This is a genomic window from Glutamicibacter sp. X7 (assembly GCF_054889245.1).
The window spans coordinates 887,545-913,885 of sequence record NZ_CM142678.1 but is presented as its reverse complement, the minus strand read 5'-3'; the positions used below and the strand labels follow the sequence as shown (position 1 = coordinate 913,885).

At 63.5% G+C, this 26,341-nt stretch carries 15 protein-coding genes; 11 read left to right on the top strand and 4 right to left on the bottom strand.

Going from position 1 to position 26,341, the window contains the following annotated elements; all coding sequences use genetic code 11:
* Position 1: 1 nt before the first annotated feature.
* Both ACYU0X_RS04495 and ACYU0X_RS04490 read right to left on the bottom strand, forming a co-directional pair.
* On the bottom strand, positions 2 to 982 hold the full coding sequence (locus ACYU0X_RS04495; RefSeq protein WP_461902224.1) for an AAA family ATPase: 981 nt from the start codon (positions 980 to 982) through the stop codon (positions 2 to 4).
* Between the two features lie 41 nt (positions 983 to 1,023).
* Positions 1,024 to 7,227 carry an Ig-like domain-containing protein gene (locus ACYU0X_RS04490; RefSeq protein WP_461902223.1) on the bottom strand — a complete coding sequence of 2,068 codons (6,204 nt, stop codon included), beginning with the start codon at positions 7,225 to 7,227 and terminating at the stop codon, positions 1,024 to 1,026.
* A gap of 268 nt (positions 7,228 to 7,495) precedes the next feature.
* On the opposite strand from ACYU0X_RS04490, the gene ACYU0X_RS04485 reads away from it, so the two are divergent.
* The 9 genes from ACYU0X_RS04485 to ACYU0X_RS04445 all read left to right on the top strand — a co-directional run bounded on the left by ACYU0X_RS04485 (position 7,496) and on the right by ACYU0X_RS04445 (position 20,528).
* Positions 7,496 to 9,163, top strand: coding sequence for a DUF885 domain-containing protein (locus ACYU0X_RS04485; RefSeq protein ID WP_461902222.1), 1,668 nt, complete (start codon positions 7,496 to 7,498; stop codon positions 9,161 to 9,163).
* Positions 9,164 to 9,379: 216 nt separating this feature from the next.
* Positions 9,380 to 10,759 carry a dicarboxylate/amino acid:cation symporter gene (locus tag ACYU0X_RS04480; protein WP_461902221.1) on the top strand — a complete coding sequence of 460 codons (1,380 nt, stop codon included), beginning with the start codon at positions 9,380 to 9,382 and terminating at the stop codon, positions 10,757 to 10,759.
* A gap of 163 nt (positions 10,760 to 10,922) precedes the next feature.
* Entirely contained in the window at positions 10,923 to 11,600 is a 678-nt protein-coding gene (locus ACYU0X_RS04475) for a TetR family transcriptional regulator (protein ID WP_461902220.1), read from the top strand.
* 3 nt (positions 11,601 to 11,603) lie between these two features.
* On the top strand, positions 11,604 to 15,056 hold the full coding sequence (locus ACYU0X_RS04470; protein WP_461902219.1) for an MMPL family transporter: 3,453 nt from the start codon (positions 11,604 to 11,606) through the stop codon (positions 15,054 to 15,056).
* A gap of 4 nt (positions 15,057 to 15,060) precedes the next feature.
* Positions 15,061 to 15,690: a Maf family protein gene (locus tag ACYU0X_RS04465; protein ID WP_461902218.1), complete on the top strand. Its 630-nt coding sequence runs from the start codon at positions 15,061 to 15,063 to the stop codon at positions 15,688 to 15,690.
* A gap of 530 nt (positions 15,691 to 16,220) precedes the next feature.
* Positions 16,221 to 16,736 carry a CGNR zinc finger domain-containing protein gene (locus ACYU0X_RS04460; protein WP_461902217.1) on the top strand — a complete coding sequence of 172 codons (516 nt, stop codon included), beginning with the start codon at positions 16,221 to 16,223 and terminating at the stop codon, positions 16,734 to 16,736.
* A gap of 170 nt (positions 16,737 to 16,906) precedes the next feature.
* Entirely contained in the window at positions 16,907 to 18,682 is a 1,776-nt protein-coding gene (locus ACYU0X_RS04455; RefSeq protein ID WP_461902216.1) for an acetyl/propionyl/methylcrotonyl-CoA carboxylase subunit alpha, read from the top strand.
* A 129-nt stretch (positions 18,683 to 18,811) separates the two neighbouring features.
* Positions 18,812 to 19,819 carry an NAD-dependent epimerase/dehydratase family protein gene (locus tag ACYU0X_RS04450; protein WP_461902215.1) on the top strand — a complete coding sequence of 336 codons (1,008 nt, stop codon included), beginning with the start codon at positions 18,812 to 18,814 and terminating at the stop codon, positions 19,817 to 19,819.
* A gap of 127 nt (positions 19,820 to 19,946) precedes the next feature.
* Positions 19,947 to 20,528: a dihydrofolate reductase family protein gene (locus tag ACYU0X_RS04445; protein WP_461902214.1), complete on the top strand. Its 582-nt coding sequence runs from the start codon at positions 19,947 to 19,949 to the stop codon at positions 20,526 to 20,528.
* 66 nt (positions 20,529 to 20,594) lie between these two features.
* On the opposite strand, the gene ACYU0X_RS04440 is transcribed toward ACYU0X_RS04445, so the two are convergent.
* The gene (locus ACYU0X_RS04440; protein ID WP_461902213.1) at positions 20,595 to 21,983 is read right to left on the bottom strand and encodes an MFS transporter; all 1,389 of its coding nucleotides are present in this window, start codon (positions 21,981 to 21,983) and stop codon (positions 20,595 to 20,597) included.
* A 251-nt stretch (positions 21,984 to 22,234) separates the two neighbouring features.
* Complete coding sequence (locus ACYU0X_RS04435; protein WP_461902212.1) at positions 22,235 to 23,656, bottom strand: NAD(P)H-quinone dehydrogenase; 1,422 nt, start codon at positions 23,654 to 23,656, stop codon at positions 22,235 to 22,237.
* Between the two features lie 94 nt (positions 23,657 to 23,750).
* Between ACYU0X_RS04435 and ACYU0X_RS04430 the strand changes: the two genes are divergently transcribed.
* The gene (locus ACYU0X_RS04430; protein ID WP_461902211.1) at positions 23,751 to 24,560 is read left to right on the top strand and encodes a purine-nucleoside phosphorylase; all 810 of its coding nucleotides are present in this window, start codon (positions 23,751 to 23,753) and stop codon (positions 24,558 to 24,560) included.
* Between the two features lie 46 nt (positions 24,561 to 24,606).
* Complete coding sequence (locus tag ACYU0X_RS04425; RefSeq protein ID WP_461902210.1) at positions 24,607 to 26,319, top strand: phospho-sugar mutase; 1,713 nt, start codon at positions 24,607 to 24,609, stop codon at positions 26,317 to 26,319.
* The last annotated feature ends 22 nt before the right edge of the window (positions 26,320 to 26,341 follow it).

The window sequence follows — 26,341 nt, the reverse complement described above, 5'->3', positions numbered from 1 at the left end:
CCTAGGCCTCGCTACCGCGGCGGGTTGGAGCCGGTACTTCGCGCAACACCGCGTCAATGACCTTCGCGGCGGTGGCCCCGGTGAATTCGGCCTCCGGATCCAACACCAGACGGTGGGTGAACACGTGCGGTGCCAGTTCCTTAATATCGTCGGGCAGCACATAGTTGCGTCCCTGGCCGGCGGCCCACACCTTCGCCGCGCGCACCATGGCCAGTGCGCCACGCACCGATACGCCCAGCCGGGTTTCCGGGGCCTCGCGGGTGGCTTCGCACAGTGCCGCGACATAGTCCAGCACGGCCTCATCCACGTGCACCCCGGTGGCGAGGTCGGCCATTTCGGCCAGCGCCTCGGTGGTGATCACCGGGCTGAGCGCCGCGGAGCGATCCTTCTGGGCGCTGCCGGTAAGCAGGGCCACGGTGGCCGCACGGTCCGGGTAACCGATCGAGGTTTTGATCAAGAAGCGGTCCAGCTGTGCCTCGGGCAGGCGGTAGGTACCGGCCTGTTCGATGGGGTTCTGCGTGGCGATCACCATGAAGGGGCGGGCCTGCGTGTAGGTGGTGCCATCGACGGTGACTCGGCCCTCCTCCATCACTTCGAGCAGCGCCGACTGGGTTTTCGGGCTGGCGCGGTTGATTTCGTCGGCCAGCACCAGGTTCGCGAAAATCGGCCCGTGATGGAACTCGAAGGACTGGGTGCGCTGATCGTAGATGGTGATACCCGTGACGTCGCTGGGCAGCAGATCCGGGGTGAACTGAATGCGCGAGTTCGTGCCCTTCACGGTGGCGGCCAGCGAGCGGGCCAGCATGGTCTTACCGGTGCCCGGAGCGTCCTCGAGGAGCACATGCCCCTCGGTCAGTAGCGCGGTGAGCACCAGCTTGATCGTCTGCTCCTTGCCCAGCACCGACTGGCCCACATTGGACACCAGCTTGGCGAAGGTATCGCAGAACCAGCTGGCCTGCTCGGTGCTCATCGTTCTCGACATGGTCTCTCTTTCATACATCCGTGAAGGGCTCAATGGGCGGGTCAGAAGTTGGTGGTGTTCGATTTTACGCCGTCCACCGTGGCGTAATAGGGCTGCTTATATCCCGGCTCAACCACGCAAGGCAGGTCCTTGGAGGCCCGTCCCTTGCCGTTCACCGAGAAGGTCACGTAGTTGCTCGAGAAGTTACCGCCCGAGTGGTAGCACTTGGCCATATAGGTGTGGGTACCGGGGTCGAAGTTGTAGAGCTCGACATGGTACTTGTAGCAGTTCGGGTCACAGGTGGAGTTCGAGTACCCGTTGTAGTTCGGGCCCTTGGAAAGCTTGACCGAACGCGCCGGCTTCGGGTTCGTCTTCTCCGTCTTCCTCCAGACCTGTCGCTGCCCCTCGGTGTCCGTGGCCACGATCTTCAGCGTGCGCTCCGTAGAGTAGCCCAAACCTTCGATGCGTTTGGCTCCGTCGTTGGCGATCTTATTGCCGTTGACGGTCACCGTCTGGGTGACATTACGTCCGTTCGGGGCACCTGCGTCCTTATTCCAGGTGAACTTGATCCAGTGATCCCCGTGGGTGGCGGAAATATTGGCATTCTTGCGCAGCGGCCCGTAGGCGCTTTCCTTATTACTTGGGCTACTGGCTTGGGCCGGTCCGGCCGCGTTCAGCGCCCGCACCCGCCAGGTGTGCACGGTGCCGTTCGAACCGGTATCGATCACCGCTCCGGGACCGCCGAAGGGCTTCCAGCCGCCGCCGTCGGTGGAGTACTGGTAGCCGGTGATCTTTGAGCCGTTGGCCCCGGGCGCGGTGAAGTTCAGCTGCACCATGCGGTTGGTTCCGGTCGCGTTGGCTTTCACCGACCCCACGGGCTTGGGACGCCCGTAGGGGGTGACCGCCGCCGAACGCGCACTCTGTGCGGAGTTACCCACGCGGTTCTTCGCCTGAATGGAGAAGGTGTAGGACCCGGAGGTGCTCAGTCCGGTCACGGTCTGGGTGGTGCGGTTGGCTGCGATCGAGCCGATCGTCTTGACCAGGGTGCCGGATTTGAACACGCGCAGGGTGTACCCGGTGATGGGCGCCCCGTTGCCGCCGGGGGCCTTCCAGGCCACGTTCACCACGCCACCGTCCACGGCCGAATCCTTGCGCGAAGCGGTGGGCGCGCCCGGTTTGAAGGGCACGCCGGCGGGGGTGACCGCCGCCGAGTAGGAGCTAAAGGCCGAAGGCTTGGAGGCCTTATTCACCGCGCGCACGCGGGCCTGGTAGGCGGTGCCATTTTTCAGGCCCTTCCAGGTGTACGAGGTGCCGGTGATCCCGGTGACCTGGGTGACCCCGTTGGGTGGGGCCGGAGACAGTTCCAGGGTATAGCTCTGAATGGCTGAACCTCGGCTAACCGGTGCGGTCCAGCTAAAGCTTGCCTGTTGGTCTCCGTCCTTGCCGGTGGGGGCCGCGGGCTGTTCGGGCTCCACATCGGGGCGGGCGTCGGCCGAAGCCGGCGAGGCCGGGGAGGTGCCCACCGCGTTCGTGGCGGTCACCGTGAAGTTATAGACCTTGTCGTTGGTCAACGGAGTAATGGTGCAGGTGGTGGCGGCACACTGCTGGGTGTGCCCGCCGCCGGTGACCGTGTATCCGGTGATGGGCGAACCGTTATTTGCCGGTGGGTCCCAGGCCAGAACGACCTTCCGGTCGCCGGTGGATTGCACGCGTGGCAGTCCCGGCGCCTGCGGGGCACCCTTGACGTTCAGCGTGATGGTGCCGATGACATTGCGTGAAACGTCCTCGGTGACATCGCCAATGGTGTACTCCACGCGCATGGTGCCCACGAACTTATCGGCAGGGGTGATCGAAACCTTGTCTCCACGCACCGCAACGGCGCCGGTCCCCGACTGCAGGGCGCGGGCGTTGAGCAGGCGCAGCGGCCCCTGATCGGCATATGGGTTGTGGTCATTGGCCAAAACGTCCACCAGCTCGGTCTTGCCCTGGTGGGCGTCGGCGACATTGTCGGCCACCGCCACCGGCAATTCACGGGTGGAACCGGTCACGGTCACGCTCATGGTTGCGGTCACCGGTGGGTTGACCCCATCGGAAACGCTCACGCCGATAGTGCCGCTGGTGCCCTTCGGGGTACTTGCCTCGGCGGAGACGCGCAGCGTGTGGCCATCGATCAGCTGGGCTTGTACTCCCTGAATGTCCACCTGGCCGAGGGCGAAGGAAAGGTTCGGCACGTCCTCGGGGTTCGCGTCGTTGGCCGCCAAACGCAGATCCATCAACGCGGGCTCTTCGCCTTGGCCCACGGTCAGCGCGTTGGACTGCAAGGTCGGCGGGAAGTTCTCCTCGTCGGGCTGCTCGGTGGGTTCCTCCGAGGGCTCCTCGCTCTCTTCTTCCTCCGGCTGGCCGTCCTGCTTCTCATCGACGCGTTCGTCGCCGCGCTCGTTGGCCGGCGCCGGGGTGACATTGATCGGCACGGTCAGTTTCGAGGTCAGACCGCGCTCATCGTCCGGTCCGCTGCCGTCGGTCACCTCGAAGCTCACGGCGGCCGGGCCGGAGAAATCGAGCGGGGCCTTGAAGGTCAGTTCGGTGGCCGAACGCACCAGTTCCCCATCGTTCTCCGGCACGGAGCTCACCGATTCCTCGGTGGTCAGCCGGGGGCTGCGGCCCTCGCGCACGAGCACAATGTCGTTGAGGTTCAACGGCAAGCTCTGTCCGGCCTGGACCTGCAGGTTCAGCCCGCTGGCCAGGATGGGACGGGCGTCGGCGATGCCCGGCACATGCACGAAGGCGGTGGAGGTCAAGCCGTCGGGGTCGGTAAGCGTGTAGGCGATGACCTGGGCGGACTCACCCACGCGCACCTGGAGGCCTTCGTCGGTGACGCGGGCCGACTCGGGGGCGTCGGGAAGCGAAACTTCAAGTTCGCTGGCGCTACCGTCGGGATCCTCGTCATTCCGCAGAATATCCACGGTTAGCGTGTCGGTGCCGATCACTTCTTCGAGCGAGACGCGGTCATCGCGGGCGATCGGGGCCAGCAGCTGTGCCTCGGGGTCCGAGGAAACGGTCAACGTGCCGGCGGCGGTACCACCGCGGCCATCGGAAATCCGGTAGCGCACCGAGACGCTGCCGTCCTCCGGCGGGCTGGTCAGTACCACCCGTCCGTCCTGAACCTCAACCTTCTGGCTGGATTCGGTGGATACCTCGGGCAGCAGGGCGATGGGATCCCCGTCCGGGTCGGTGTCGTTGTCCATCACATCAACCGCGACCGGGCGGTCGGGGCGTACCGTGATGAAGTCATTGACAGCTACCGGCGGGTTATTGGCCTCGGCCAAGGGGGCGATGCCGATTTTGATCGTGCCGGTAGCCCGAGCACCGAGCCGATCCTCGACAACATAGCTGAATTCGTCGGTGCCGCTGGCATTGCGGTGGGCCGTGTAGTCGATGGAGGCGCCGCGGATCTTCGCGGTGCCAAGCCGCGGCGAGTCACCGAATTGCACGAGGGATACCGAGTCGCCTTCCGGATCGATATCCTCCAACGGGATCACCACGTTGGTGCTGCTGTCGGCGAAGACGCGGCCAGTTACCGGCACCGGGTTGGGCGGGCTGTTCTTTTCCAGGTCGTTGGCGTCCGCGGCCGGTTGCACGTTAAAGGTGACGCTCGCGCTGCTTTCCTGGCCATCGGGGCCAGCGACCGTGTACACGGCGCTGACCTGGCGCGGTTTGCCACCGAAGTCGCCGGCGCGGAAACGCACCGTGTCATCGGCCACCGAGATCAGGGAGCCTTCGCCGAGCTGGTCGGCCTCCTGCAATTCGGGGCGCAGGGTCAGCTTGCCACCGTTGGGGTGAATGTCATTGTCGAGCACCTTCACGGTGGCGACGTCGTTTTCGCGCACGCTGACGGTGTCCGGGTTCGCCTGGGGCGGGTCCATGCGCGGTGGCGCCGGGATCGGGATGACACGAATAGCGCCGGTGGCCTGGCCATCGCCGTTGGAGATCGTGTAGTTCACCGTGGTCGGGTCGGTCAGTCCGCGCACATCGGTGATCCGCACGAAGGTGTTGCGTTCCACGCTGGCGGTGAAGGGCAGATCGTTGGCCCCCTCCACCGCGGTGGTGACCAGCACGCCGCCGGAAGGATCGGTGTCGTTATCGAGCACATTGACCAGCACGTCTTGTCCGGCCGGGAGCAGCGCGACATCGCGCACGGCGACCGGGTCCCGCGGCTGTTCCTGCGGGGCGGCAATATCGATGCGCACCAGCCCGGGGGCGCTAGCCGGTCCGTTGGTGGCCATATATTCGGCGTAGTAGGTCCCCGGACGGTCCCCCTTCACGCTGACGACGCCGGTCTGCACATTGGTTGTCAGCTCGAGGCCCGGCACGTCGTCCACCCCGGCCAGGCGAAGCCCATCGCCGGAGGGATCGGTGTCGTTGGCCAACGGCTCGAAGGTGGTCGGTTCCCCGGCCTGGGCCAGCACGTGGTCGGTGGCGGTGACGGGCTTGACGGTGGCATCGGCCAGCACCTCGACGATCACCCGCCCCTTGGTGCTTTCGCGGCGGTCGGAGACCTGGATGGCAACTTCCTTCTGCCCCAGCTTCTTGCCATCGTCTTGGAAGGTCAGCGTGCCATCGGGGCGCACGCGAATCACGTCATCGCCCTCGGAGGTGCCGCCGAGCAGTTGCAGATCATCACCTTCGGCGTCGGTCCAGTCGCTGAGCAGGTTGCGGCTGACCGATTCGCCCTGTTGCACGCGTAGCACGGTGGTGCGCTGCTGTTCGGGGGCGGTGTTTGTCTCCTCGTTGACCACGTTGAGTTTCACCGTGGCGGTATCGCGTCCGCCGCGTCCATCCTCGGTGGTGTAGCTAAAGCTTCCGGCGCCAGCGGCATCCTCCGGCACCACAATCTGGAAACCGGTGCCATCGTAAACCGGTTGCAGTTCGCCGAGCTTAGGTCCCGGCCCCTCGAGCTGGGCGGTGAGCAGATCGCCGTCGGGATCCACATCGTTATATAGCACCGGCAGCAAGGTGGTGCGTCCGGGGCGCACGCTGAAGCTGTCGTCTTCGGCGATTGGCTCCTGGTTTTCCTCGGTGCGGTTGGGCAGCTCGATAGCGTCGGTGATTTCCTTGGTTTCTTCCTCCTTCGCCTCGCCCTCGCCGGCCGGTGGCTCCAGATCGCTCCAGTTGCTTACGATCTCCATGCCCTCGTTGGCCAGCCATACCTGCCCGGAGTGCACGTCATTGAGCACCACGACATCGCGGTTGACGCGGAAGGCCAGTTCGGCACCGGTGAGCATGTCTGGAATCAGCATGCGCTGGTTCTGTGATTCATCGGTGCAGTGACGCAAGTATTCGCCGCTGGTCTGCCAGGCGGAGTAGGTGCAGCTGCCGACGCGCACCGGCTGGATCGGGGTTCCGGGTGTGTCCACCTGGTCGTAGCCGGTCTCCTTGCCGTCGAGTGAGACGGTGGCCAGCGACTGATCCAGCGCGATGGCCACGGAGTCGGCCTCCGGCCCCGGGGCCTGCAGGCGGGCGTTGGCGGTGTTTTCAAGGTGGGCGGTGCTACCGGTTGAGGTGATGACCACCCCACTGGCCGGGTCGAAGACCACACCGGTGTCGCCCACGGCGCTGAGCTGGGGCTCTTCGAGTTCGCTCAATTGCGGAAGCTCTTGCTGGATGCCAGGCTGGGCTTGGCCTTCTTCGTCGATGGTGAAGCTTGCCATGGTGCCGGTGGCGTAGTCCACGGTCCAGACGGTGTCATCGGCGCCCACCACGGCGTCGACTTCGCCCTTGGATTCGACCAAGGGTTCGGCGCTTTCACCCTTGAAGTTGGAGATCTGCTTGAGGTGGGTAGCCTGCACGGTGCCGTGCTCGTCATCGGTGACGGCAACGACTGCGGCGCCGAAGGAGAAGGAAGAGTTCGCCGGGAGCGCGTTATCTCCGGCGAACTGCACCATGGCCGGGTCGATGGTGGTCAGCGAGGCCTGCTCGAGGTTGCGCACCAGCACGGTTTCGGCGTTCTGGGCCAGATCGTAGTTCGCCAAGGGGGTTACCACGCCCCCGTCGATGGTGCGCGACTGGTAGTTGATGTGCCCGATTTTGCCCTCGGATTGGTTCACAACCCAGACGCCGCCGTCATTCAATTCGACATCGGCGGTTTCGAAACCCGGGTAGATGATGGCACCGGTAACGGCCAGCGCGGCCGCCACCGGAATGGCGGTGGCCTTAAAACCGGTGCTCTTGAGCAACCCGGTCCATCCGGTCCGAGGGGCTTTCGCCATGGCTACTTTGTCCTTGCAGTGCGAGTGATGAGTGATGGTTCCGGTCCACGCGGGTGCGCAAGCTAGACCGGTTCCTCATCCAATTCTAAGGAAAAGAAAAAATCATCACCATGGAGAGAACTCCCCATAGCCGCAGAATCGCGGCTGACCAGTGGGGTTAAACTTCATCACGGGCAGGGCCGGGAGGTCACTTTTACGGCAAGCCGCGTAACGAAGAGCCGTCAGAAATCTCTTCAACATCTGTTTCAGATCAAGTAATGTAGGCCACATGACAGCCACAGAAACCTCCCGGCAGCCCAGCGCCATTGACGCCATCGCCGACGCCTATTTCGAGCAGTCCCTCGAACTGACGCCCGAACTCGGCTCGGAACTCGGCCTGCCCGGATACGAGAGCCAATACTCGGACTACTCCCCCGCCGGCCGCGAAGCCGTTGCGGATCTAGCCCGCCAAGCGCTGAGCAAGCTAGCTCAGACCCAGCCGGTCGACGAGATCGACGAGGTGACCCTCGATGCCATGACCGAGCGACTGACGCTAGCGGTCACGCTGCATGAAACCGGCCGCACCGAACTGAACAACATCGCCTCCCCGGTGCAGGGAATCCGTGCCGCCTTTGACCTGATGCCACAGCACAGCGCCGAAGATTTCGGGCATATCGGCGACCGGCTGCATAATGTCACCGCGGCCATCGAAGGGTACTTGCAGTCGCTGCGCGGCTCGGCGAGCGCCGGACATATTGCCCCGGTGCGCCAGCTGAAGATCGCCATCGAGCAGGCCACCGACTACGCCAAGGACGGAGGCTTTTTCGACCAGCTCGCCAGTGCCGGCGCTACCGCCGCCCCGGAGCTAGCCGAACGGCTCCAGCGCGGCGCCGCGGCGGCCAAGCAGGCTTATCGCATGCTGGCCCAGTGCGTCGCCGACGAGCTACTGCCCATCGCCCCGGCCAAGGACGCGGTGGGACGCGAGTACTACCAATTGGTGTCCCAAGACTTCCTCGGCGCCGTGGTGGACCTGGAGGAAACCTACGCGTGGGGCGTGGAGGAGCTCGATCGCATCATCGCCGAGCAACGGATGGTGGCCGAGCAGATCAAGCCGGGTGCCGATATCGCCGAGGCCAAACGCATTCTGAATGACGACCCGGAACGCCGTCTGCAGGGAACCGATGCCCTGCGCGAATGGATGCAGGCCAAGGCCGACGCGGCCATTCGCGATCTAAAGGATGTGCACTTCGAAATCCCGGCGCCGATGGATCAGATCGAGTGCATGATCGCCCCGACCCAGGATGGCGGGATCTATTACACCGGCCCATCCGAGGACTTTTCCCGGCCGGGTCGCATGTGGTGGTCGGTGCCGCCAGGAGAGGACAGCTTCACCACCTGGGCGGAGCTGACCACGGTCTATCACGAGGGCGTGCCGGGCCATCACCTGCAGATCGCTACAAGTCAGTTGCAGCACGAGACGCTGAATAAGTGGCGCCGCTACATGTGCTGGACCAGTGGTCACGGCGAGGGATGGGCACTGTATTCGGAGCGCCTCATGCACCAACTGGGCTACCTCTCCGATCCTGGTGACTATATGGGGATGCTCGATGCTCAACGGTTGCGCGCCGCGCGCGTGGTCTTCGATATTGGCGTGCACTGCGAACTGCCGATGCCCGAGCAGTGGGGCGAAGGACAGTGGACCGCAGAGAAGGGATTCGCTTTCCTCGAAGCGAACCTGGATATCTCCCCCGGGCAGCTGGACTTCGAGTTCAACCGCTACCTCGGCTGGCCCGGCCAAGCCCCGGCCTACAAGGTGGGGCAACGACTTTGGGAACAGATCCGCGATGAACTAGCTCAGCGAGCCGGCGAGCAGTTCGATGCCAAGGAGTTCCACACCCGCGCGCTGCGCATTGGGTCCGTAGGTCTCGACACGCTCAAGCGAGCACTGCTCTCCTAAGCGCGGCACAAGCCAAACGATGTCCCCGCCCTACGCAACACGGGTGCGGGGACACCGTCCCTTGGCGTCACATAGCGAAGTTATTCCCGCTTTTGCGACGCATTTCGTGAGCCTAGACACGCGATTCATGTGACGTAAGTATCACTGGGACGATTTTTGTCATAGTGCGCAATATCCGCTGTGATTCGCTATATTTCCACCTCTACCGTTGAGTGCATGACTTCGACATCACCCACTCGCCGCTTGCCAAAGTGGAGCACGAACTTCGGCGTGCAGGTTATCGCCGCCCTTATTCTTGGCCTGATTCTCGGCCTCGTCGCCAAGTACTCCGGCTCCACCGCGGAGGCCCCCACCGCTCTGGGGCAGACGCTGGACATCATCGGCTCCAGCTACGTGGCGCTGCTTCGCACCGCCGTCATCCCGCTGGTGTTCTTCGCAGTGGTAGCTTCCATTGCCAATCTTTCTCAGGTCACCAACGCCGCACGCCTGGCCTGGCAGACCCTGCTCTGGTTCGCCATCACCGCCTTCATCTCCGTGATCATCGGCATGGGCTTGGGCTTGATCTTCCAGCCCGGAGTGAACACCGGGCAGGAGCAGCCGGCAGAATACGCCGGCCGCACCGGCGACTGGCTGGCGTTCCTCACCGGCCTCATCCCCTCGAACTACCTCGGTTTGGGCGCTAATACCAAGATGGTTGACGGCGCCGCGAGCACCTCGATCAGCTTCAACGTGTTGCAGATTCTGGTCATCGCCGTGGTCGTGGGCATCGCCGCACTCAAGGTTGGCGAGGCCGCCAAGCCATTCTTGGCCTTCTCCGCCTCGCTGCTGGCAATTATTCAGAAGGTCCTGTGGTGGATCATTCGCATCGCCCCGATCGGCACCATCGGCCTGATCGGCAACGCCGTGGCCACCTACGGCTGGGACACCATCGGCGCCCTGGGCAAGTTCTCGCTGGCCATCTACGTTGGTCTTGCCCTTGTGCTGTTCGCACTCTACCCGGTGCTCATTCGCAGCCACGGACTGAGCATCAAGCAGTACTTCTCCGGCGTTTGGCCGGCGGTGCAGCTTGCTTTCGTTTCCCGCTCCTCGGTGGGAACCTTGCCATTGACCCAGCGCGTGACCGAACGCAATCTGGGTGTTCCTTCGGGCTATGCTTCCTTCGCGGTCCCGCTGGGCGCCACCACCAAAATGGATGGTTGCGCCGCGATCTACCCGGCGATCTCCGCGATATTCGTGGCTCAGTTCTTCAACATTGACCTGAGCCTGACCGATTACCTGCTCATCGCTTTGGTATCCGTGCTCGGCTCGGCCGCGACCGCCGGCACCACCGGCGCCGTGGTGATGCTGACCCTGACCTTGAGCACCCTTGGTCTGCCACTGGCCGGCGTCGGGTTGCTGATGGCCGTGGATCCGATCTTGGACATGGGCCGCACCGCGGTGAACGTGGCCGGCCAGGCTTTGGTTCCAACCATCGTGGCCAAGCGGGAAGGCATTCTCGACGAGAATCTGTACAACGCACGCCGCAGCGGGGATCCTTTCTCCGAGGACCAGCCCGCCGCGGCCGCAGAGGCCGGCGAGCTGGCCGACGCCAAGTAGGAACGCTCGACCGCGGCGATACCGGTCGAAGTCCGCTGGGCCCGTGCAACGCACCCGCGTTGCACGGGCCCAGCGGCGTTTAAAGGCACCACCTGCATGAGGCCGCTAAACCTCACACCTCAAATATTTGCACATCGTGCAAAGTTGCACGTAGTGTAATTTTGTGACTTCTTCCGTAGCCGAGAATCGGCGCACCCTGAACAAGCAGGCCACCCGGCAGGCCATCGTCACCGCCGCCCTAGAGATCCTGCGGCAACCCGATACCGGAGGCCTGACCGCCACCGGCATCGCCGAAAAGGCGGGCATCTCACGGCGCACCTTGTTCAACTATTTCCCCAGCGTCGATGCGGTCCTCTGCGAACCACTTCAGAGCCTGCTCAATGGCCTGGTCGATTCGCTCAATGGCGCCCCGACCGATCAACCGCTGATCAAGTCGGTCGCCTGGGCGATGAAGTCTCCTGCCGTTACCGAGCTACTGGCCCCGGTGGCGCAAATTGCCGTCTATGCCAAACACGCCGACGACGGTCTACTCACCGTCTCGGAAGCCGCCTGGCAGCAATCGGCCACCGCGGTCATCTCCGAGGTGGCGGCACGCCACCCGCAGGCCAGCGACTTCGTGGTCAGGGTCTTCGCCCATGCCGTGCTCGGCGCCGGCCAGGCCGCCTTCGACGAATGGGTCGACCGCCTGGTGGCCGAAGGGGATGCGATTTCCACCCCGAGCTTCGCTCCCTCGGCCCAACATGTTGCTTTGCTTCATGAACTGCTGAATGAAGCCATGACCGAACTCGGCGACGGTTTCGCCACCCTTCAAACCACCAATTCCAGCGCCGAGGAGAACTAGGCTATGGCTACGCTGCTCTATCGTCTCGCCTCCTGGGCGCACCGTCACCGTTACCGCATGCTGGCCATGTGGCTGGCCGCATTTATCGCCATCGGCGTCTGCGCCAGCCTCTTTATGGGGCAACTATCCAATACCTTCTCGCTGCCGGGTACCGAAACGCAGCGCACCATGGACCGGCTGAAGGCCGAACTGCCCGAATTGGCAGGCGGCTCCGGATCGATCGTATTCCGCGAGAGCAGCAATAAGGCCCTCTCGGCGACCCAACGCGAGGCGATCAACGACAGCCTCGAGCAGCTGAAGTTGCACCCCGAAGTCGTGGACGTCAAAAGCCCCTTCGAACTGCAACGCGAGCTGGACCGGGCCACCCCCGAACTCAGCAAGGCGCAACGTGAACTCGAGGACGGGCAGCGCAAACTCGATGACGGCAAGCAGAAGGTTGCCGACGGGAAGAAACAGCTAGAGGACGCGCAGAAAAAAATCACCGAGGGCTGGACCAAGCTCTTTGACGGGCGTAAACAACTCGAAGCGGGTGCACCGCAACTTGCCGCGGCCGAACGCGAACTAGCCGATGGCTGGGACCAGCTACGCCGCGGAGAATTCCGTCTCGCCGAGGGCCGCAGTAAGCTCGCCGACGGTGAGCGCCAGTACGCCGATGGCCTCGCCGAGTACCGTGAGGGCAAAGCCAAATACGATGCCGGGCGCAAGCAGTTCGCCGCCGGTGAAGCCGACCTCGAGAAGGCTGCTGCGCAACTCAAGGAAGGCCACAAGCAGTACGAACAGGGCGAAGCACAGCTACTCGGGGACAAGAGCCGCAAGGAGTTCCGTGCCGAGCTGGCGCAAGGCAAATCAGATGCACAGGCTCAACTGGATCAGGTTGAGCAGGGACTGACCGAACTGGCGGATCAGCAAGAGAAACTCACGGCGCAACGACAAGCCGCCGCAGATCAGCTCGCCGCGCTGGAAGGTTCCGAGGACGCGGAGGCCATTGCCGAACTCGAAGCCACCATTTCCACATTGGATCAGGCGCTTAACCAGCTCAAGGAGCAGCAGTCGCAGGCGCTCGCTGGTCGCACCCAGCTCATCGAGGCTCTGGCGCAAATCAAGGCTGGAGAAGACGGATTGGCCGCCCTGGACGCCTCTCGCACCAAACTGCAGAAGGCAGAGGAGAAGCTCAGCGACGGGCGCGATCAGCTGGAATCCAAGCGTGGCGAACTGGACAAGGCCTCAGCGACGCTGAAATCCGCGAAGGCCAAACTGGATGCCGCGAAGCAGGAAATCGACACGAACAAGGCCAAGCTGGACGCCGCCTCCAGTCAGCTGAAGGATTCACGAGCTAAGTTGCAGGCCGGTCAGCAGCAGCTGACGGCCAAGAAGGCAGAGTTCGAAGCCGGCAAGGCCAAACTCGACGCGGCCGAACGCGAGCTACGTGAGGGAGAGCAACAGCTCAGCGAGAAGAAGGCCGAACTCGCCCAGGCTGAAAAGGATCTGGAGCAGGGAGCCAAGGACCTAGAGTCCGGACGCGCCGAGATGGAATTCGCCTCGCGGCAGGTCGGAGCCAGCGAGGGTATGCGCTTTGTCTCCGAGGACGGCACCACCGCCGTGGCCCAAGTCAGCTTCAAGGGTCAGACCGACGCGCTGACGGCCGCCGATCGCGAAGCGATCACTGCCACCGCCGCCACGGCTCAGGCCACCGGAGTCGAGGTGCTCTTCTCCAAGGAGATCTTGCAGGACCTCTCTTCGGTCTTCGGCGCGGCAGAGATCATTGGCGTTATTGTCGCGGCCGTGGTGCTGCTCGCCATGCTGGGCACGCTTGTCGCGGCCGGCCTGCCCCTGCTCTTGGCAATCTTGGGCGTCGGCGCGGGTGTGGGCACCACACTGGCGTTTTCTTCGCTGGTCGATATGGCCTCTATTACCCCGGCATTGGCCATGATGCTAGGGCTCGCCGTGGGGATCGACTATGCGTTGTTCATCATTCATCGACACCGTAGCCAGCTGCTGGCCGGCATGGAGGTCGGCGAGTCCATCGCCCGTGCCGTGGGCACCAGCGGCAACGCGGTGGTCTTCGCGGGCCTGACCGTCATCATCGCGCTCGCGGCCCTGGCCGTACCGGGGCTGCCGTTCCTGACCGTACTTGGACTCTCGGCGGCCTTCACCGTCTTCGTGGCCGTCCTGCTGGCCGTCACCCTGCTTCCGGCCCTGCTGGCCATAGCCGGCCCACGCTTGGTCTCCAAGCGAGCCCGGGCCCGGGCGGCAAACCCGGTCATCCGTGACCCCTTTGCCTCACGCTGGGCACGGATCGTAACGAAGGTGGCAATTCCGGCCACCCTAGTGGTCATTGCCGCATTGGGCGCCATTGCCCTTCCCGCCGCGCAGATGCGCACCGCCCTGCCCGATGGTAGTGCCGAGCCGGTCGATTCACAGGCTTTCCAGGCCTACCAGCAGACCAGCGACAAGTTCGGCGCCGGATACAACGGCCCGCTATTGGTTCTGGCCGATCTGCCATCCGGTCTCGACCAGCGGCAGGCCGACTCCGCAGCGCTGGACGTCGCCGAACGTCTGCGGGGCTACGACGGAGTGATTACCGCCATCCCGGTAACGCTGACCGAGGATCGCGCGCTGGCGGCCATTCAGGTACTGCCTGCCGACGGGCCGGCTTCGGCGGGAACCGAGGCGCTCGTTCATCAACTGCGCGCCGATGCCGCTCAGATCGTCGGGGCCACCGAGGCCACGCAGATCGCGGTGACCGGTCAGGTCGCCGCCCAGATCGACGTGTCGCAGAAGGTCACCGAGGCGCTACCCCCATACCTCGCGATCGTGGTGGGACTGTCCCTGGTTCTCTTGCTCTTGGTCTTCCGGTCGATCGTGGTGCCGCTAATGGCCACCGGCGGCTTCCTGCTGTCGCTGGCCGCGGCCTTCGGCGCGAGCGTCATGGTCTACCAGTGGGGCTGGTTTGCCCCGGTCTTCGATGTTGCGGTCCCCGGCCCACTGCTTAGCTTCCTGCCCATCTTGCTTACCGGCATCCTCTTCGGGCTGGCCATGGACTATCAAGTCTTCCTGGTCTCGGCCATGCGTGAACGCTATGCCCACGGAGAGCCCTCCCGCGATGCGGTCCGATCCGGTTTCGTCATGGCAGCCCCGGTGGTCACCGCCGCGGCGCTGATCATGATCTCGGTCTTCGCCGGCTTCATCTTCTCCCACCTGTCGATGATCCGCCCGTTGGGCTTCGCCTTGGCCTTCGGCGTGCTCTTCGACGCGTTCGTGGTGCGCATGACGCTGATTCCAGCACTCATGCACCTGCTCGGTGACAAGGCCTGGTACCTGCCGCGCTGGCTGGACAAGATCCTGCCCGATGTCGATGTGGAAGGCGCCAAGCTCGAACGCAATCTACCGCAGCCAGCGGATGCCGACGATGCGCCGGATGAACTTGGTCAGGATCGTGCCAACGTGGGAGTCTAGGGCCATGACTACTGCACCGCGATTGCTTTTGGCCTCGGCCTCCTGGGGCCGGAAGAAGATCCTCTCCGAGGCCGGCTTGGAGTTCGACACACAGGTGTCAAGTGTGGACGAAGATCTGGTACTGGCCGAGGCAGAAGCGACACACGGGCCACAAAGCCCCGCACAAACCGCGCTGCTACTCGCCCGGGCGAAGGCCGAGAACGTCGCGTCCCACGAGCATCCGGCCGGAACCCTGGTGCTCGGGTGTGATTCGGTATTTGAGCTCAATGGGATGGCTTACGGCAAGCCGCACACCACGGCGGTCGCACGTGAACGCTGGCATCAGCTCTCGGGCGCCACCGGGATCCTGCACTCCGGGCACTGGCTGATTGACGCTAACAACCCGCAGGAAGCCCGTGGAGAGGTCTCCTCAACGATCGTGCACTTTGCCACGGTCTCCCCGGCCGAGATCGAGGCCTATGTGGCCAGCGGTGAGCCGCTGCCCTGCGCGGGGGCATTCACCATTGACGGCCTCGCTTCGGCCTTCATTCACTCAATTGAGGGCAACTACCAAAATGTGGTGGGACTCGATGTCTCGGTGCTGCGCAAGCTACTGGCTCAAAATGGCACCGCCATTACCGAGCTGTGGAAGTAACACTCAGAAGGTCTGAGCTAAGCAATATTTGACCGACCGGCTCCGGTGTCCAAGACCTGACCCAGTAGCGACAATGGCCCGGACAGATTACTCATGGCCACCGCTTCACGGCAAGCGGCTAAGATTTCAAAGAAGTCTCGACGGGCCACGCCTTCTCAGTCGCACCAGTAAGTGCCGCTAACGTACACGCTCGCATTTACCGACGGGCTGCCACGCGCTGGACACCTTTCATGACGAGGCGGATTACAGCTCGGAATAGCGCAATCAGGCGTCATCTCTCGCCATCCAGTGAAATCGGCTCGGAGTGTCCAAGATCGTGGCTCTGTAGCGGAAGTTGTTCGGAGAATGCGCGCAGGCGTACTCGGCGGACCCGACAGTCGGCACAGCGAAGGTACTCGACAATTCCGTCCGCGGTACCGTGTCGAGATTCGATCATCCACTGGTGAGCAACTTCCCGGGGGTGCTCAGAGGGATCGGTGGGCTGGATGCTGGTTTCACATGTCATGAATTCAGCATGATGTAATGGCCTTATGCATCTCAACCCTTACGGTGAGTACGCTGTGTTACTCGCTGCATCACTAGCTAACGACTGGCCCGCCGATCGGGACGGCATCGAGGCTCGCACCCGCGAGGTCGGCATGACCATGCCCTTCCCACGACGCGCCGAGGATCATGCTGAGACACGCAAGGTCATTGACGACTGGTTGCACATAGTGGATGCCACCTCGGATACTGCGCGTGCCGAGCTACTCAATATCCAGATGGCTCGCGCCGCTGCCTATCCGCGACTAGTTGACCACGACCAGGAGGGTTGGCATTTGCATTACCGCGACAACGGACAGCCTTTGCCCCAGGTATTACGCTCGGTCATCAGTGTCGGCACGGCACTGCACCTCACCACACGCGGCATGCATCGACTACGACGTTGCGCGGCCGAACCCTGCACACATGTGGTCGTCGATGTGACACGCAACGGTCGCCAACGTTTCTGCTCGGTTCGTTGTGCCAACCGTGCAGCGGTGCGCCGACATCGGGCACGCGACTGATTCTGTCGGGCCAGTCACAAAACCGTCCCCCTCCGGTTGTCCGTATTTTGTAGGAAACCTCCAAAGTTTTACACCCGTTAGCCCGAAAAGGGCCCGTTTGTACATTGATATCCCACAAAAACGATAGGCTCAGGGATAGCTGTCCGTAATTTTTCGAAGGCAAGGTTCCGATGAATCCATTGACGAAGGTGCTGGTCGCCAACCGCGGCGAGATCGCAGTACGAATCATCCGTGCGGCACGCGACGAAGGCATCGAGTCCGTGGCAATCTACGCAGACTCCGACCGCGAGGCCCTGCATGTGCGTCTAGCCGACGAGGCGTACGCCCTCGGCGGCACCACCGCCGGTGAGTCCTATCTCCGTATCGAAAAGATCCTCGATATTGCCGAACGCTCCGGTGCCGATGCGGTGCACCCCGGCTACGGCTTCCTCGCCGAAAATGCCGAGTTCGCCCAGCGTGTGATCGACGCCGGCCTCACCTGGATCGGCCCCTCCCCAGAGGCCATCGACAAGCTCGGCGACAAGGTGCAGGCTCGCCACATTGCTGAGAAGGTCGGCGCCCCACTGGTGCCCGGCACCAAGGATCCGGTGGCCTCCGCCGACGAGGTCTACGCCTTCGCCGATGAGCACGGCCTCCCGATCGCGATCAAGGCCGCCTACGGTGGCGGCGGCCGCGGTATCAAGGTTGTCCGCGACCGCGCCGAAATCGGAGAACTCTACGAGTCCGCCGTACGCGAAGCCACGGCGGCTTTCGGCCGTGGCGAGTGCTTCATCGAGCGTTTCTTGGACGCACCACGCCACGTGGAAACCCAGTGCTTGGCCGATTCGGCCGGTAACGTCGTGGTGGTCTCCACCCGCGACTGCTCCCTGCAGCGCCGCAACCAGAAACTCGTTGAAGAAGCACCCGCCCCGTACTTGAGCGACGAGCAGGTCGCACGTCTCTACGAGGCATCCAAGGCCATCTTGAAGGAAGCGAAGTACGTCGGGGCGGGCACCTGCGAATTCCTCGTTGGTCAGGATGGGGTTATCTCGTTCCTAGAGGTCAACACGCGCCTGCAGGTTGAGCACCCGGTTTCCGAAGAAGTGACCGGACTGGATCTGGTGCGTGAACAGTTCCGCCTGGCCCGTGGTGAGCAGCTGGGGTACGACGACCCGGAGATCCGTGGGCATTCCTTCGAATTCCGCATCAACGGCGAAGATGCCGGCCGTGGATTCATGCCCACCCCGGGCACCATCACGGCCATGAACACTCCTTCGGGCCCAGGCGTGCGCATCGATTCGGGGATTGAAGCCGGTGAAACCGTCTCCGGTAACTTCGACTCGATGATCTCCAAGCTCATCATCACCGGCCCCACCCGCGAGGTAGCCGCCCAGCGTGCCCGCCGCGCGCTGGAGGAGTTCACTATCGAGGGTATGCCCACCGTGCTGCCCTTCCACCGCGCCGTGATGAGCGACCCGGCGTTCATCCCTGAAGAGGGTCCGTTCTCGGTACACACCCGCTGGATCGAAACCGAATTCTCCGCCGATATCGCACCGTTCACCCCGACCGGCGCAGCGGACGCCGAAGAAACCGAACGCACCGCGATCACCGTTGAGGTCGGCGGCAAGCGCCTCGAGGTGACCTTGCCAGCATCCCTCGGCCAGATTTCTGAAGCTCCGGCGGCGAAGAACGGGTCCAAGAAGAAGCGCAAGAACACCCGCAAGGCAGGGGCCGCGGCCGGTGGCGGTAATGAGCTGCTCTCGCCAATGCAGGGCACCATCGTTAAGGTCGGTGTCGCCAATGGCGATGAGGTTGCCGAAGGTGATCTGATTGTGGTGTTGGAGGCCATGAAGATGGAACAGCCGATCACCGCGCATCGCGCGGGCGTCGTCGAAGGCCTTGAGGTCTCCCCCGGCGAGACGCTGTCCGCCGGCGCGGTCATCGCGACGATCGCCGACGCTTCCTAGCAAGTACCAGCCAGGTTGGGCCGGGCCGCTTCAAGCGGCCCGGCCCAACCTGTATCTGCACGAAGGTTCAGAGTTCATCCGTGGCGAACCGCTCTAGCGCCCGGGGCGACCAGCAACAAGGATGGGCTCATGCGACTCCTCGTACTTGGCGGTACCGCCTGGCTCGGTTCCCAATTGGTTCAAACGGCACTCGCACGGGGTCATCACGTCACCTGTGCGGCGCGAGGTAGCTCCATTCCCGAGGGCGCAGAACTCGTAAGGCTCGATCGGGACCAGGCAGACGCGCTGAATGCGCTGGGCACCGCGCAGTGGGATGCGGTCCTCGATGTTTCCCGGCAGCCCGGCCAAGTGCGCCGTGCGGCCCGCTATCTCGAACCCTACGCCCGCCACTACTTGTTCATCTCCTCGGGAAACGTCTATCGTGACCTCTCGGTGGCTGGAACCACCGAGAAGGCTTCGCTATTGCCGCCTCTGGAAGCGGACATTATGCGGAGCATGGATGACTACGGCTCGGCCAAGGTCGCCTGCGAAGAGGCCATACTCGACCAGTTCACCGAACAACGGGCCACTATCCTGCGTGCCGGGCTTATCGCGGGCCCCGCGGACCCGACCGACCGTACCAGCTATTGGCCCACCCGCATGCTCGATCCACACCGCCGCACCCCCGTGCTCGTACCCGATGCACTCGGGCAGGATGTTTCAATGATTGATGTGCGAGACCTAGCGGCTTGGGCCATCGATTTACTGGAAACGCAGACCAGCGGCATCTATAACGCCGCCGGAGAGCGGCATTCTTTCGCCGAACATCTCCATGTAGCGCGGTCCATGGCCGAGCATGCCCCGGCGCTGTGCCGCGCTCCGGAGACCTGGCTACACGAGCACGGCGTACAACAGTGGGCCGGGGCGCGGTCCTTGCCGCTCTGGCTCACCGAAAAACATATGCAAGGCATGAACGCTATGGATAACTCACGGGCGGTGGCGGCAGGACTCTGCACTCGACCGCTCCTTGAAACTCTGCGTGATGCCGCAACCGAGCGCCTGACCCGGCTGGCTTCCGACCCGTGGCGCTCAGGTCTCCAGCCGGAGGAAGAGCAAGAACTTATCGCCGCACTGGCAAGCACACGACCCGTGGGCTAAGCGCCGCCGAGCCCCTTACGCCTCGCTCGCCTGTTGCAAGTACGCAGGCAAGATTATTGAACGGCCACTGGCACGTCGACGGCGTCTGCTAGCATGGCGGCACCAATTCTCCGAACGGAGCACAGCAATGGGAACAGTAGTGATGTACGGGTCGGTGTCGGTCGATGGTTTCATTGCGGATGCTAGCGACCAGCCCGGCGTTCTCTTCGAATGGTTGGCCTCCGGTGATACCGCGTTGGACGATGAAGGTCAGCTACGCGTTTCGAAGGCCTCATATGACTACACTCGCCCCTATTGGGACCGCATCTCGGTGACGATCGTCGGGCGCCACGTCTTTGACCTCACCAACGGCTGGTCGGGGATACCACCCAGCGGTGTCGAGCACGTAGTGGTGCTCACCCATCGGCCACCACCCACAGGGTGGGATCCGCAGGCCCCATTCCATTTCGTCGGGTCGGTCCACGAAGCCATGTCGCGTGCTCAGGAACTCGCAGGCGACCGCATAGTCGAGGTTGCGGCCGGCCAGGCGGGCGGTCAGATTCTCGCTGCCGGGCTCGTCGATGAGGTGCGGATGGATGTCGTGCCGGTGATCTTTGGTACCGGCAAACCCTACTTTGGGCCGCTGAAGCAGCAGCAGAAGCTGCGAGGGCCCAGCACCATCGTTCAAGGTACCGGCGTCTTACACCTGCGCTACTCGGTGGACCGCTAACTAGCAGAAAGCGACCGCGGGCACCGGAGTGATCTCCGGTGCCCGCGGTCGTTGAGAATGACTGGCTTAGTCGACGAAGTTCTCGATGTCGACATCCTTGGTGTCACGGGTCAAGACCAAAGCGCCGAGGGTCAGCAATGCGGCGATGGCGAGGTAGATACCCACGCCGACCGTGCTACCGCTTCCGGCGTTCCACAGTGCGATGGCCACGAAGGACGCTGGGGCGGCGCCGATGACCGAGGACAGGTTGTAGGCAACGGCCGAGCCCGTGTAGCGCACATTCGAGGGGAACAGTTCGGGCAGGTAGGCGGCCATCGGACCAAAGGTCAGGCCCATCAGTGCGAAGCCAACGATCAAGCCGACCATGGCCGCAGCCTGGCCAGGACCGAAGAACAGGCTCCACGCGGCGCCGAATACCAAGATGCCGGTGGTGACCCAGATCAGGAACTTGCGGCGGCCGTACTTCTCGGCCAATGGCCCGGAGACGACGGTGAAGATCCCGAAGAACACCACGCCAATGATCAGCATGGTCAAGAAGACCGGACGCTCGATACCAAGACCTGGCACGAAGCTTGCGGCGTCGAAGACCTTGCCCTTGGCTTCGGCGGCAGCTCGTGCGGCCTCAGCCGTTGCCGGGGCGGTGCCGTAGGTCAGGGTAAAGGAGGTCATCAGGTAGAAGAGCACATAGGTGGCCAACATGATGAAGGTACCGGCCAGCACCGGACGCCAATGCTTTTGCATGGTGACCTTGAACGGCGACTTCACGACCTTGTCTTGTGCCACGACCTTCTGGAAGGAATTCGACTCAACAAGTTTCAGACGCACCCACAGGCCGATCAGAACCATAACGGCCGAGAACCAGAAGGGAACGCGCCAGCCCCAGGCGAGGAACTGCTCCGGGCTCAGGCCGGTCTGCAGGCCCACGAACATCAGGTTAGCGATGATGAAGCCGGCGGGAGCCCCAAGCTGCGGGAAGGTGCCGTAGACGGCGCGACGGTTTTTCGGCGCATTTTCGGTGGCCAGCAGGGCGGCACCCGACCACTCGCCACCCAGCGCCAGGCCCTGGGCAAAGCGCAACAGCACCAGCGCTAGCGGTGCGAGGATGACCCAGAAACCCTGTGCCGGAGGCAGGAAGCCGATGAGGAAGGTCGCAATACCCATGGTCAGCAACGAGGCAACCAAGGTCCCCTTGCGGCCCAGCTTGTCGCCATAGTGGCCGAAGACGATGGAGCCCAGCGGCCGGGCCAGGAAGGCCACACCGAAGATGGCAAAGGAGGAGAGAATCGCGTTAATGGTGGACGCGTTGGGGAAAAACAGCGCCGGGAAAACCAACACCGATGCGGTGGCATAGGCATAGAAGTCGAAGAACTCGACGGTGGTGCCGATCATGCTGGCAAAGAGCACGCGTCCACGGGTGTTTTCCTTGGGCGCCGCCACCTGGCTTGGCTGAGACATATTCGTAAGCCCCTTGGGTTGCGGTCGGGTGATGAACGATTTCATCCTAGACCCGGCCGGTCATATCGTGGACACTAGTGTCCATAGTATGAGACAAATTCGGCGGGATCTATCTCACATCATGATCGACAGCCAACACGCAATCGACGATACTTCCACCTGACCTGTTCTAACGCGCCCGAGGCGGGTTAACGCCCACGGGGCGGGTCCAACGCTTAACGCGTCGGGCCCGCCCCGTGGAATACCGGCATCTAGCGGTGCCTGTGCAAACGGCGCGCGGCCTCCGACAGCGAACCGGCCAAGGAAGGGTAGACCGTGAAGGTCTCGGCGACATCGTCGACGTGCAAACCGTTCTGCACGGCCAACGCCAGCGAGAAGATCAGTTCACTGGCGCGCGGTGCAACGACCACGCCGCCAATCACGGTGCCCGAACCCTTGCGCGAGAGGATCTTGACGAACCCCTCTTCCATGTTCATCATCTTGGCGCGGGCGTTGCTGCCCAGATCCACCTTGACGATATTGGCCTGGTACTTGCCTTCGGCCACCGCACGCTGGGACACACCGACGGTAGCGATTTCCGGGCTCGTGAAGATGTTCGAGGAAACTTCCTCTAGGTTAATCGGCTTCACCGAGTCACCCAGCAGGTGCGCCACGGCAATGCGACCCTGCATGGCGGCTACCGAGGCCAGCGCGAAGACACCGGTGCAGTCGCCGGCCGCGTAAACGTTGTTGGCGGTCGTGCGCGAAACGCCATCGACCTTGATGTGACCGGAATCGGTCAAATGCACGCCGGCTTCTTCCAGGCCGATTCCCTCGGTGTTCGGGATCGAACCCACGGCCACCAAGCAGTGGCTTCCTTCGAGCACGCGACCATCGGCCAGGGTCACGAAAACGCGATCGCCCTTGCGATCCACGGCCTCGGCACGAGCCTGGGCGACGACGTTCACGCCGTTGCGCTTGAACACATCCTCGAGTACGGCCGCCGCGTCGGCGTCCTCACCGGGAAGCACGCGATCACGCGAGGAGACGAGGGTGACCTTGGCCCCGAGGAGGTTATATGCCGAAGCGAACTCGGCACCGGTCACACCGGAACCGATCACGATCAGGTGCTCGGGCACCTCATTCATGTTGTAAATCTGGGTCCAATTGAAAATGCGCTCGCCATCGGGCTTGGCGGTGGACAGCTCGCGAGGGTGAGCACCAACGGACAGAAGCACCGCGTCGGCTTCCAGCACGCGGGTGGATCCATCGGCGGCGGTGACCTCAACGTGGTGGCGATCGATCAGGCGGCCCTCGCCGATCACGATCTGCACCCCGGCACGTTCCAAACCGGTGCGAATATCCGCGGACTGTTCCTTGGCCAGCGCCAACAGGCGGCGGTTAACCACCGAGAAATCGGTGACCGCGGTGTCCAGCCCTTCGGTAATGACGCCGAAAGACTCAGCGTGCTTGACCCGGCGCACCGCGTCGGCGGTGGCGATCAGGGTCTTCGAGGGCACCACGTCGGTCAGCACCGCCGAACCACCCATACCGGCACGTTCCACGATGGTTACCTGGGCTCCCAGCTGGGCTGCTCCCATGGCGGCTTCATAGCCGCCGGGGCCGCCACCGAGAATCACTAAACGGGTTGCTTCATTCGTACGATCTGCGCTCACCCCACCATTCTCTACCATGGGGTTGTGATTGCGCACATCCTGAGCGGGAAAAGCAAGCAATCACACGCTCGGTCACCTGACAAAGCCCCCGGGCGCGAGTACCGTATTGCTCGTGACTGATACTCAAGTTGACCCGCAGATTCTTGCCGACCAGGCCGCACGCTACATCGCCGAACAGACCGGCGTCGCCTCCCACGACATCGCCGTCGTGCTGGGCTCCGGCTGGGGACAGGCAGCCGACCTCATCGGTGAGCGCACCCATGTGCTCGACGCCACCGATATCCCTGGTTTTCATGCCTCCGCCGTACCCGGACATAAGGGGCATATTTCCTCGATCCTGACCCCAGAGGGCAAGCGCGTGCTGGTCCTCGGCGCCCGTACCCATTTCTACGAGGGTCGCGGGGTCCGTGCCGTGGTGCACCCGATCCGTACCGCCGCTGCGGCCGGCTGCGCCAAGTTGGTGCTCACCAATGGCTGTGGCGGGCTGAATCCCGCATGGGGCCCGGGCACCCCGGTGATGATCTCCGATCACATCAATTTGACGGCCACGTCCCCGCTCGAGGGAGCAACCTTCGTCGACCTCACCGACCTGTACTCGCAGCGCCTTCGCGATATCGCACGAGAGATCGATCCGAGCCTCGACGAGGGCGTGTATTGCCAGTTCACCGGCCCGCACTACGAGACCCCGGCCGAGGTGCAGATGGCTAAGCGTATCGGCGGCGACCTCGTGGGCATGTCTACCGCGCTCGAAGCCATTGCCGCGCGTCATGCCGGGATGGAAATCTTCGGCATCTCGCTGGTCACCAACTTGGCCGCGGGCATCAGCGAAACCCCGCTGAGCCACGAAGAAGTGATCGAAGCCGGGCAGGCCGCCGGTCCGCGAATTTCGAAGCTTCTGGCGCAGATCGTCGCCCGCTTCTAAACATAGCTCGCGCCGTTTCGAGACCAAACCTCCAGAGAAGAAGAGTATGGAACAGACCGTAGACCTGCTGGCCGCCGCCAGCGACTGGGCCGCCCAGGACCCGGATGAGCACACCCGTCACGAACTGACCGAGTTGCTCGAGTCGGCCCGAGCCGACGATCCAGCGGCCCTCGCCGACCTGGCCGACCGTTTCGGCGGAGTCTTGGCCTTTGGCACCGCGGGCTTACGGGCCGAACTGGGGGCCGGGCCGATGCGCATGAACCGGGTCGTTGTCTTGCGCACCGCGGCGGGCATCGCCCGCTATTTGGCCGGGCAGGCAGCCGGGGCGTACACCCCGAAGGTGGTGATCGGCTTCGATGCGCGCACGAATTCCGATGTCTTCGCCGAAGATTCGGCGGCGGTATTCACCGCCGCCGGGTTCGAGGTGTTGCTTATGCCTTCGGCGCTACCGACCCCGGTCTTGGCGTGGGCGGTGCGGCACTTCGAGGCGGAGGCCGGAATCATGGTCACCGCAAGCCACAACCCACCGCGGGATAACGGCTATAAGGTCTACACCGGCGGCCGTGTCACCGACGAAGCTGGACGCGGAGCGCAGATTGTCTCCCCCGTGGACGCACAGATTGCCGAACTCATTGACCACACGCAGCCGGTCGGCGACATTGCCCGCGCGGAGTCCGGCTGGCAGGTCCTACCCGAAGACATCGCGGCGCACTACCTGCGCGATACCCAGCCGGTCATACCCGCCGCCGAGGGCCACACCTCGACCGCACGAGCATCACTACGCATCGTGTTGACCGCGATGCACGGGGTTGGCGGACAGACGATGGCCCGCGCACTACGCAACACCGGGTTCACCGACCTGCACCTGGTCGCGGAGCAGTTCGAGCCGGATCCGCTCTTCCCCACCGTGGACTTCCCGAATCCCGAAGAACCCGGGGCCATGGATCTCGCGTTGGCCTTGGCCGATAAGGTCGAAGCGGATCTGGTCATCGCCAACGACCCGGATGCGGATCGCTGTGCCGCGGCCGTACTGGATCAGGGGCGCTGGCGCATGTTGCGCGGCGATGAGGTTGGGTGGTTGCTCGGTGATCATGTGGCCGCCTCGCTGCCCAAGGACCGGCGTCTGGCTAATTCCATCGTCTCCTCGCGGATGCTTGCCGCGATTGCCAAGGAGCATTCGTTGGAGCACCGGGAGACGCTCACCGGGTTCAAGTGGATTTCTCGGGTTCCCTCGCTCGGATTCGGGTACGAAGAGGCGCTGGGCTACTGTGTGGCCCCCGATATGGTTCGCGATAAGGACGGCATCAGCGCAGCCTTGGTGTTGGCCGATATCGCAGCCACGCTCAAGGCCGCCGGCTCCTCGCCGGTCGCCCGCCTCGACGAGCTGGCCGCGGCTCATGGGGTGCATGTCACCGACCAGCTTTCGCTGCGATTCACCGAGCTTTCACTGATTCCGGCTTTGATGGATCGACTGCGTACGCAGCCTCCGAAGACTCTCGCCGGGCAGCAGGTCAACGAGATTCGGGACCTGTCTACCGGTTCGGATGAGCTGCCGGCCACCGATGCGCTCATGCTGTTCTGCACCGACGGCACCCGAGTCATCATTCGGCCCTCCGGTACCGAGCCGAAGTTGAAGTGCTACTTGGAAAGCATCGAGCCGGCCGCATCCCTCGATGCCGTTCCGGAAGCACGCGACCGCGCCCGGGCCCGTTGCCTGAAGATCAAGGACGAATTGGCCGATTTTCTGGCAACAGACTAGGCTGACGCCCCGAAGCCCTATT

Bases quoted from the DNA above. Each gene is read 5' to 3' on its own strand.
- ACYU0X_RS04495 (WP_461902224.1), bottom strand. From the start codon at position 982: ATGTCGAGAACGATGAGCACCGAGCAGGCCAGCTGGTTCTGCGATACC.
- ACYU0X_RS04490 (WP_461902223.1), bottom strand. From the start codon at position 7,227: ATGGCGAAAGCCCCTCGGACCGGATGGACCGGGTTGCTCAAGAGCACC.
- ACYU0X_RS04485 (WP_461902222.1), top strand. From the start codon at position 7,496: ATGACAGCCACAGAAACCTCCCGGCAGCCCAGCGCCATTGACGCCATC.
- ACYU0X_RS04480 (WP_461902221.1), top strand. From the start codon at position 9,380: ATGACTTCGACATCACCCACTCGCCGCTTGCCAAAGTGGAGCACGAAC.
- ACYU0X_RS04470 (WP_461902219.1), top strand. From the start codon at position 11,604: ATGGCTACGCTGCTCTATCGTCTCGCCTCCTGGGCGCACCGTCACCGT.
- ACYU0X_RS04465 (WP_461902218.1), top strand. From the start codon at position 15,061: ATGACTACTGCACCGCGATTGCTTTTGGCCTCGGCCTCCTGGGGCCGG.
- ACYU0X_RS04460 (WP_461902217.1), top strand. From the start codon at position 16,221: ATGCATCTCAACCCTTACGGTGAGTACGCTGTGTTACTCGCTGCATCA.
- ACYU0X_RS04455 (WP_461902216.1), top strand. From the start codon at position 16,907: ATGAATCCATTGACGAAGGTGCTGGTCGCCAACCGCGGCGAGATCGCA.
- ACYU0X_RS04450 (WP_461902215.1), top strand. From the start codon at position 18,812: ATGCGACTCCTCGTACTTGGCGGTACCGCCTGGCTCGGTTCCCAATTG.
- ACYU0X_RS04445 (WP_461902214.1), top strand. From the start codon at position 19,947: ATGGGAACAGTAGTGATGTACGGGTCGGTGTCGGTCGATGGTTTCATT.
- ACYU0X_RS04440 (WP_461902213.1), bottom strand. From the start codon at position 21,983: ATGTCTCAGCCAAGCCAGGTGGCGGCGCCCAAGGAAAACACCCGTGGA.
- ACYU0X_RS04435 (WP_461902212.1), bottom strand. From the start codon at position 23,656: ATGGTAGAGAATGGTGGGGTGAGCGCAGATCGTACGAATGAAGCAACC.
- ACYU0X_RS04425 (WP_461902210.1), top strand. From the start codon at position 24,607: ATGGAACAGACCGTAGACCTGCTGGCCGCCGCCAGCGACTGGGCCGCC.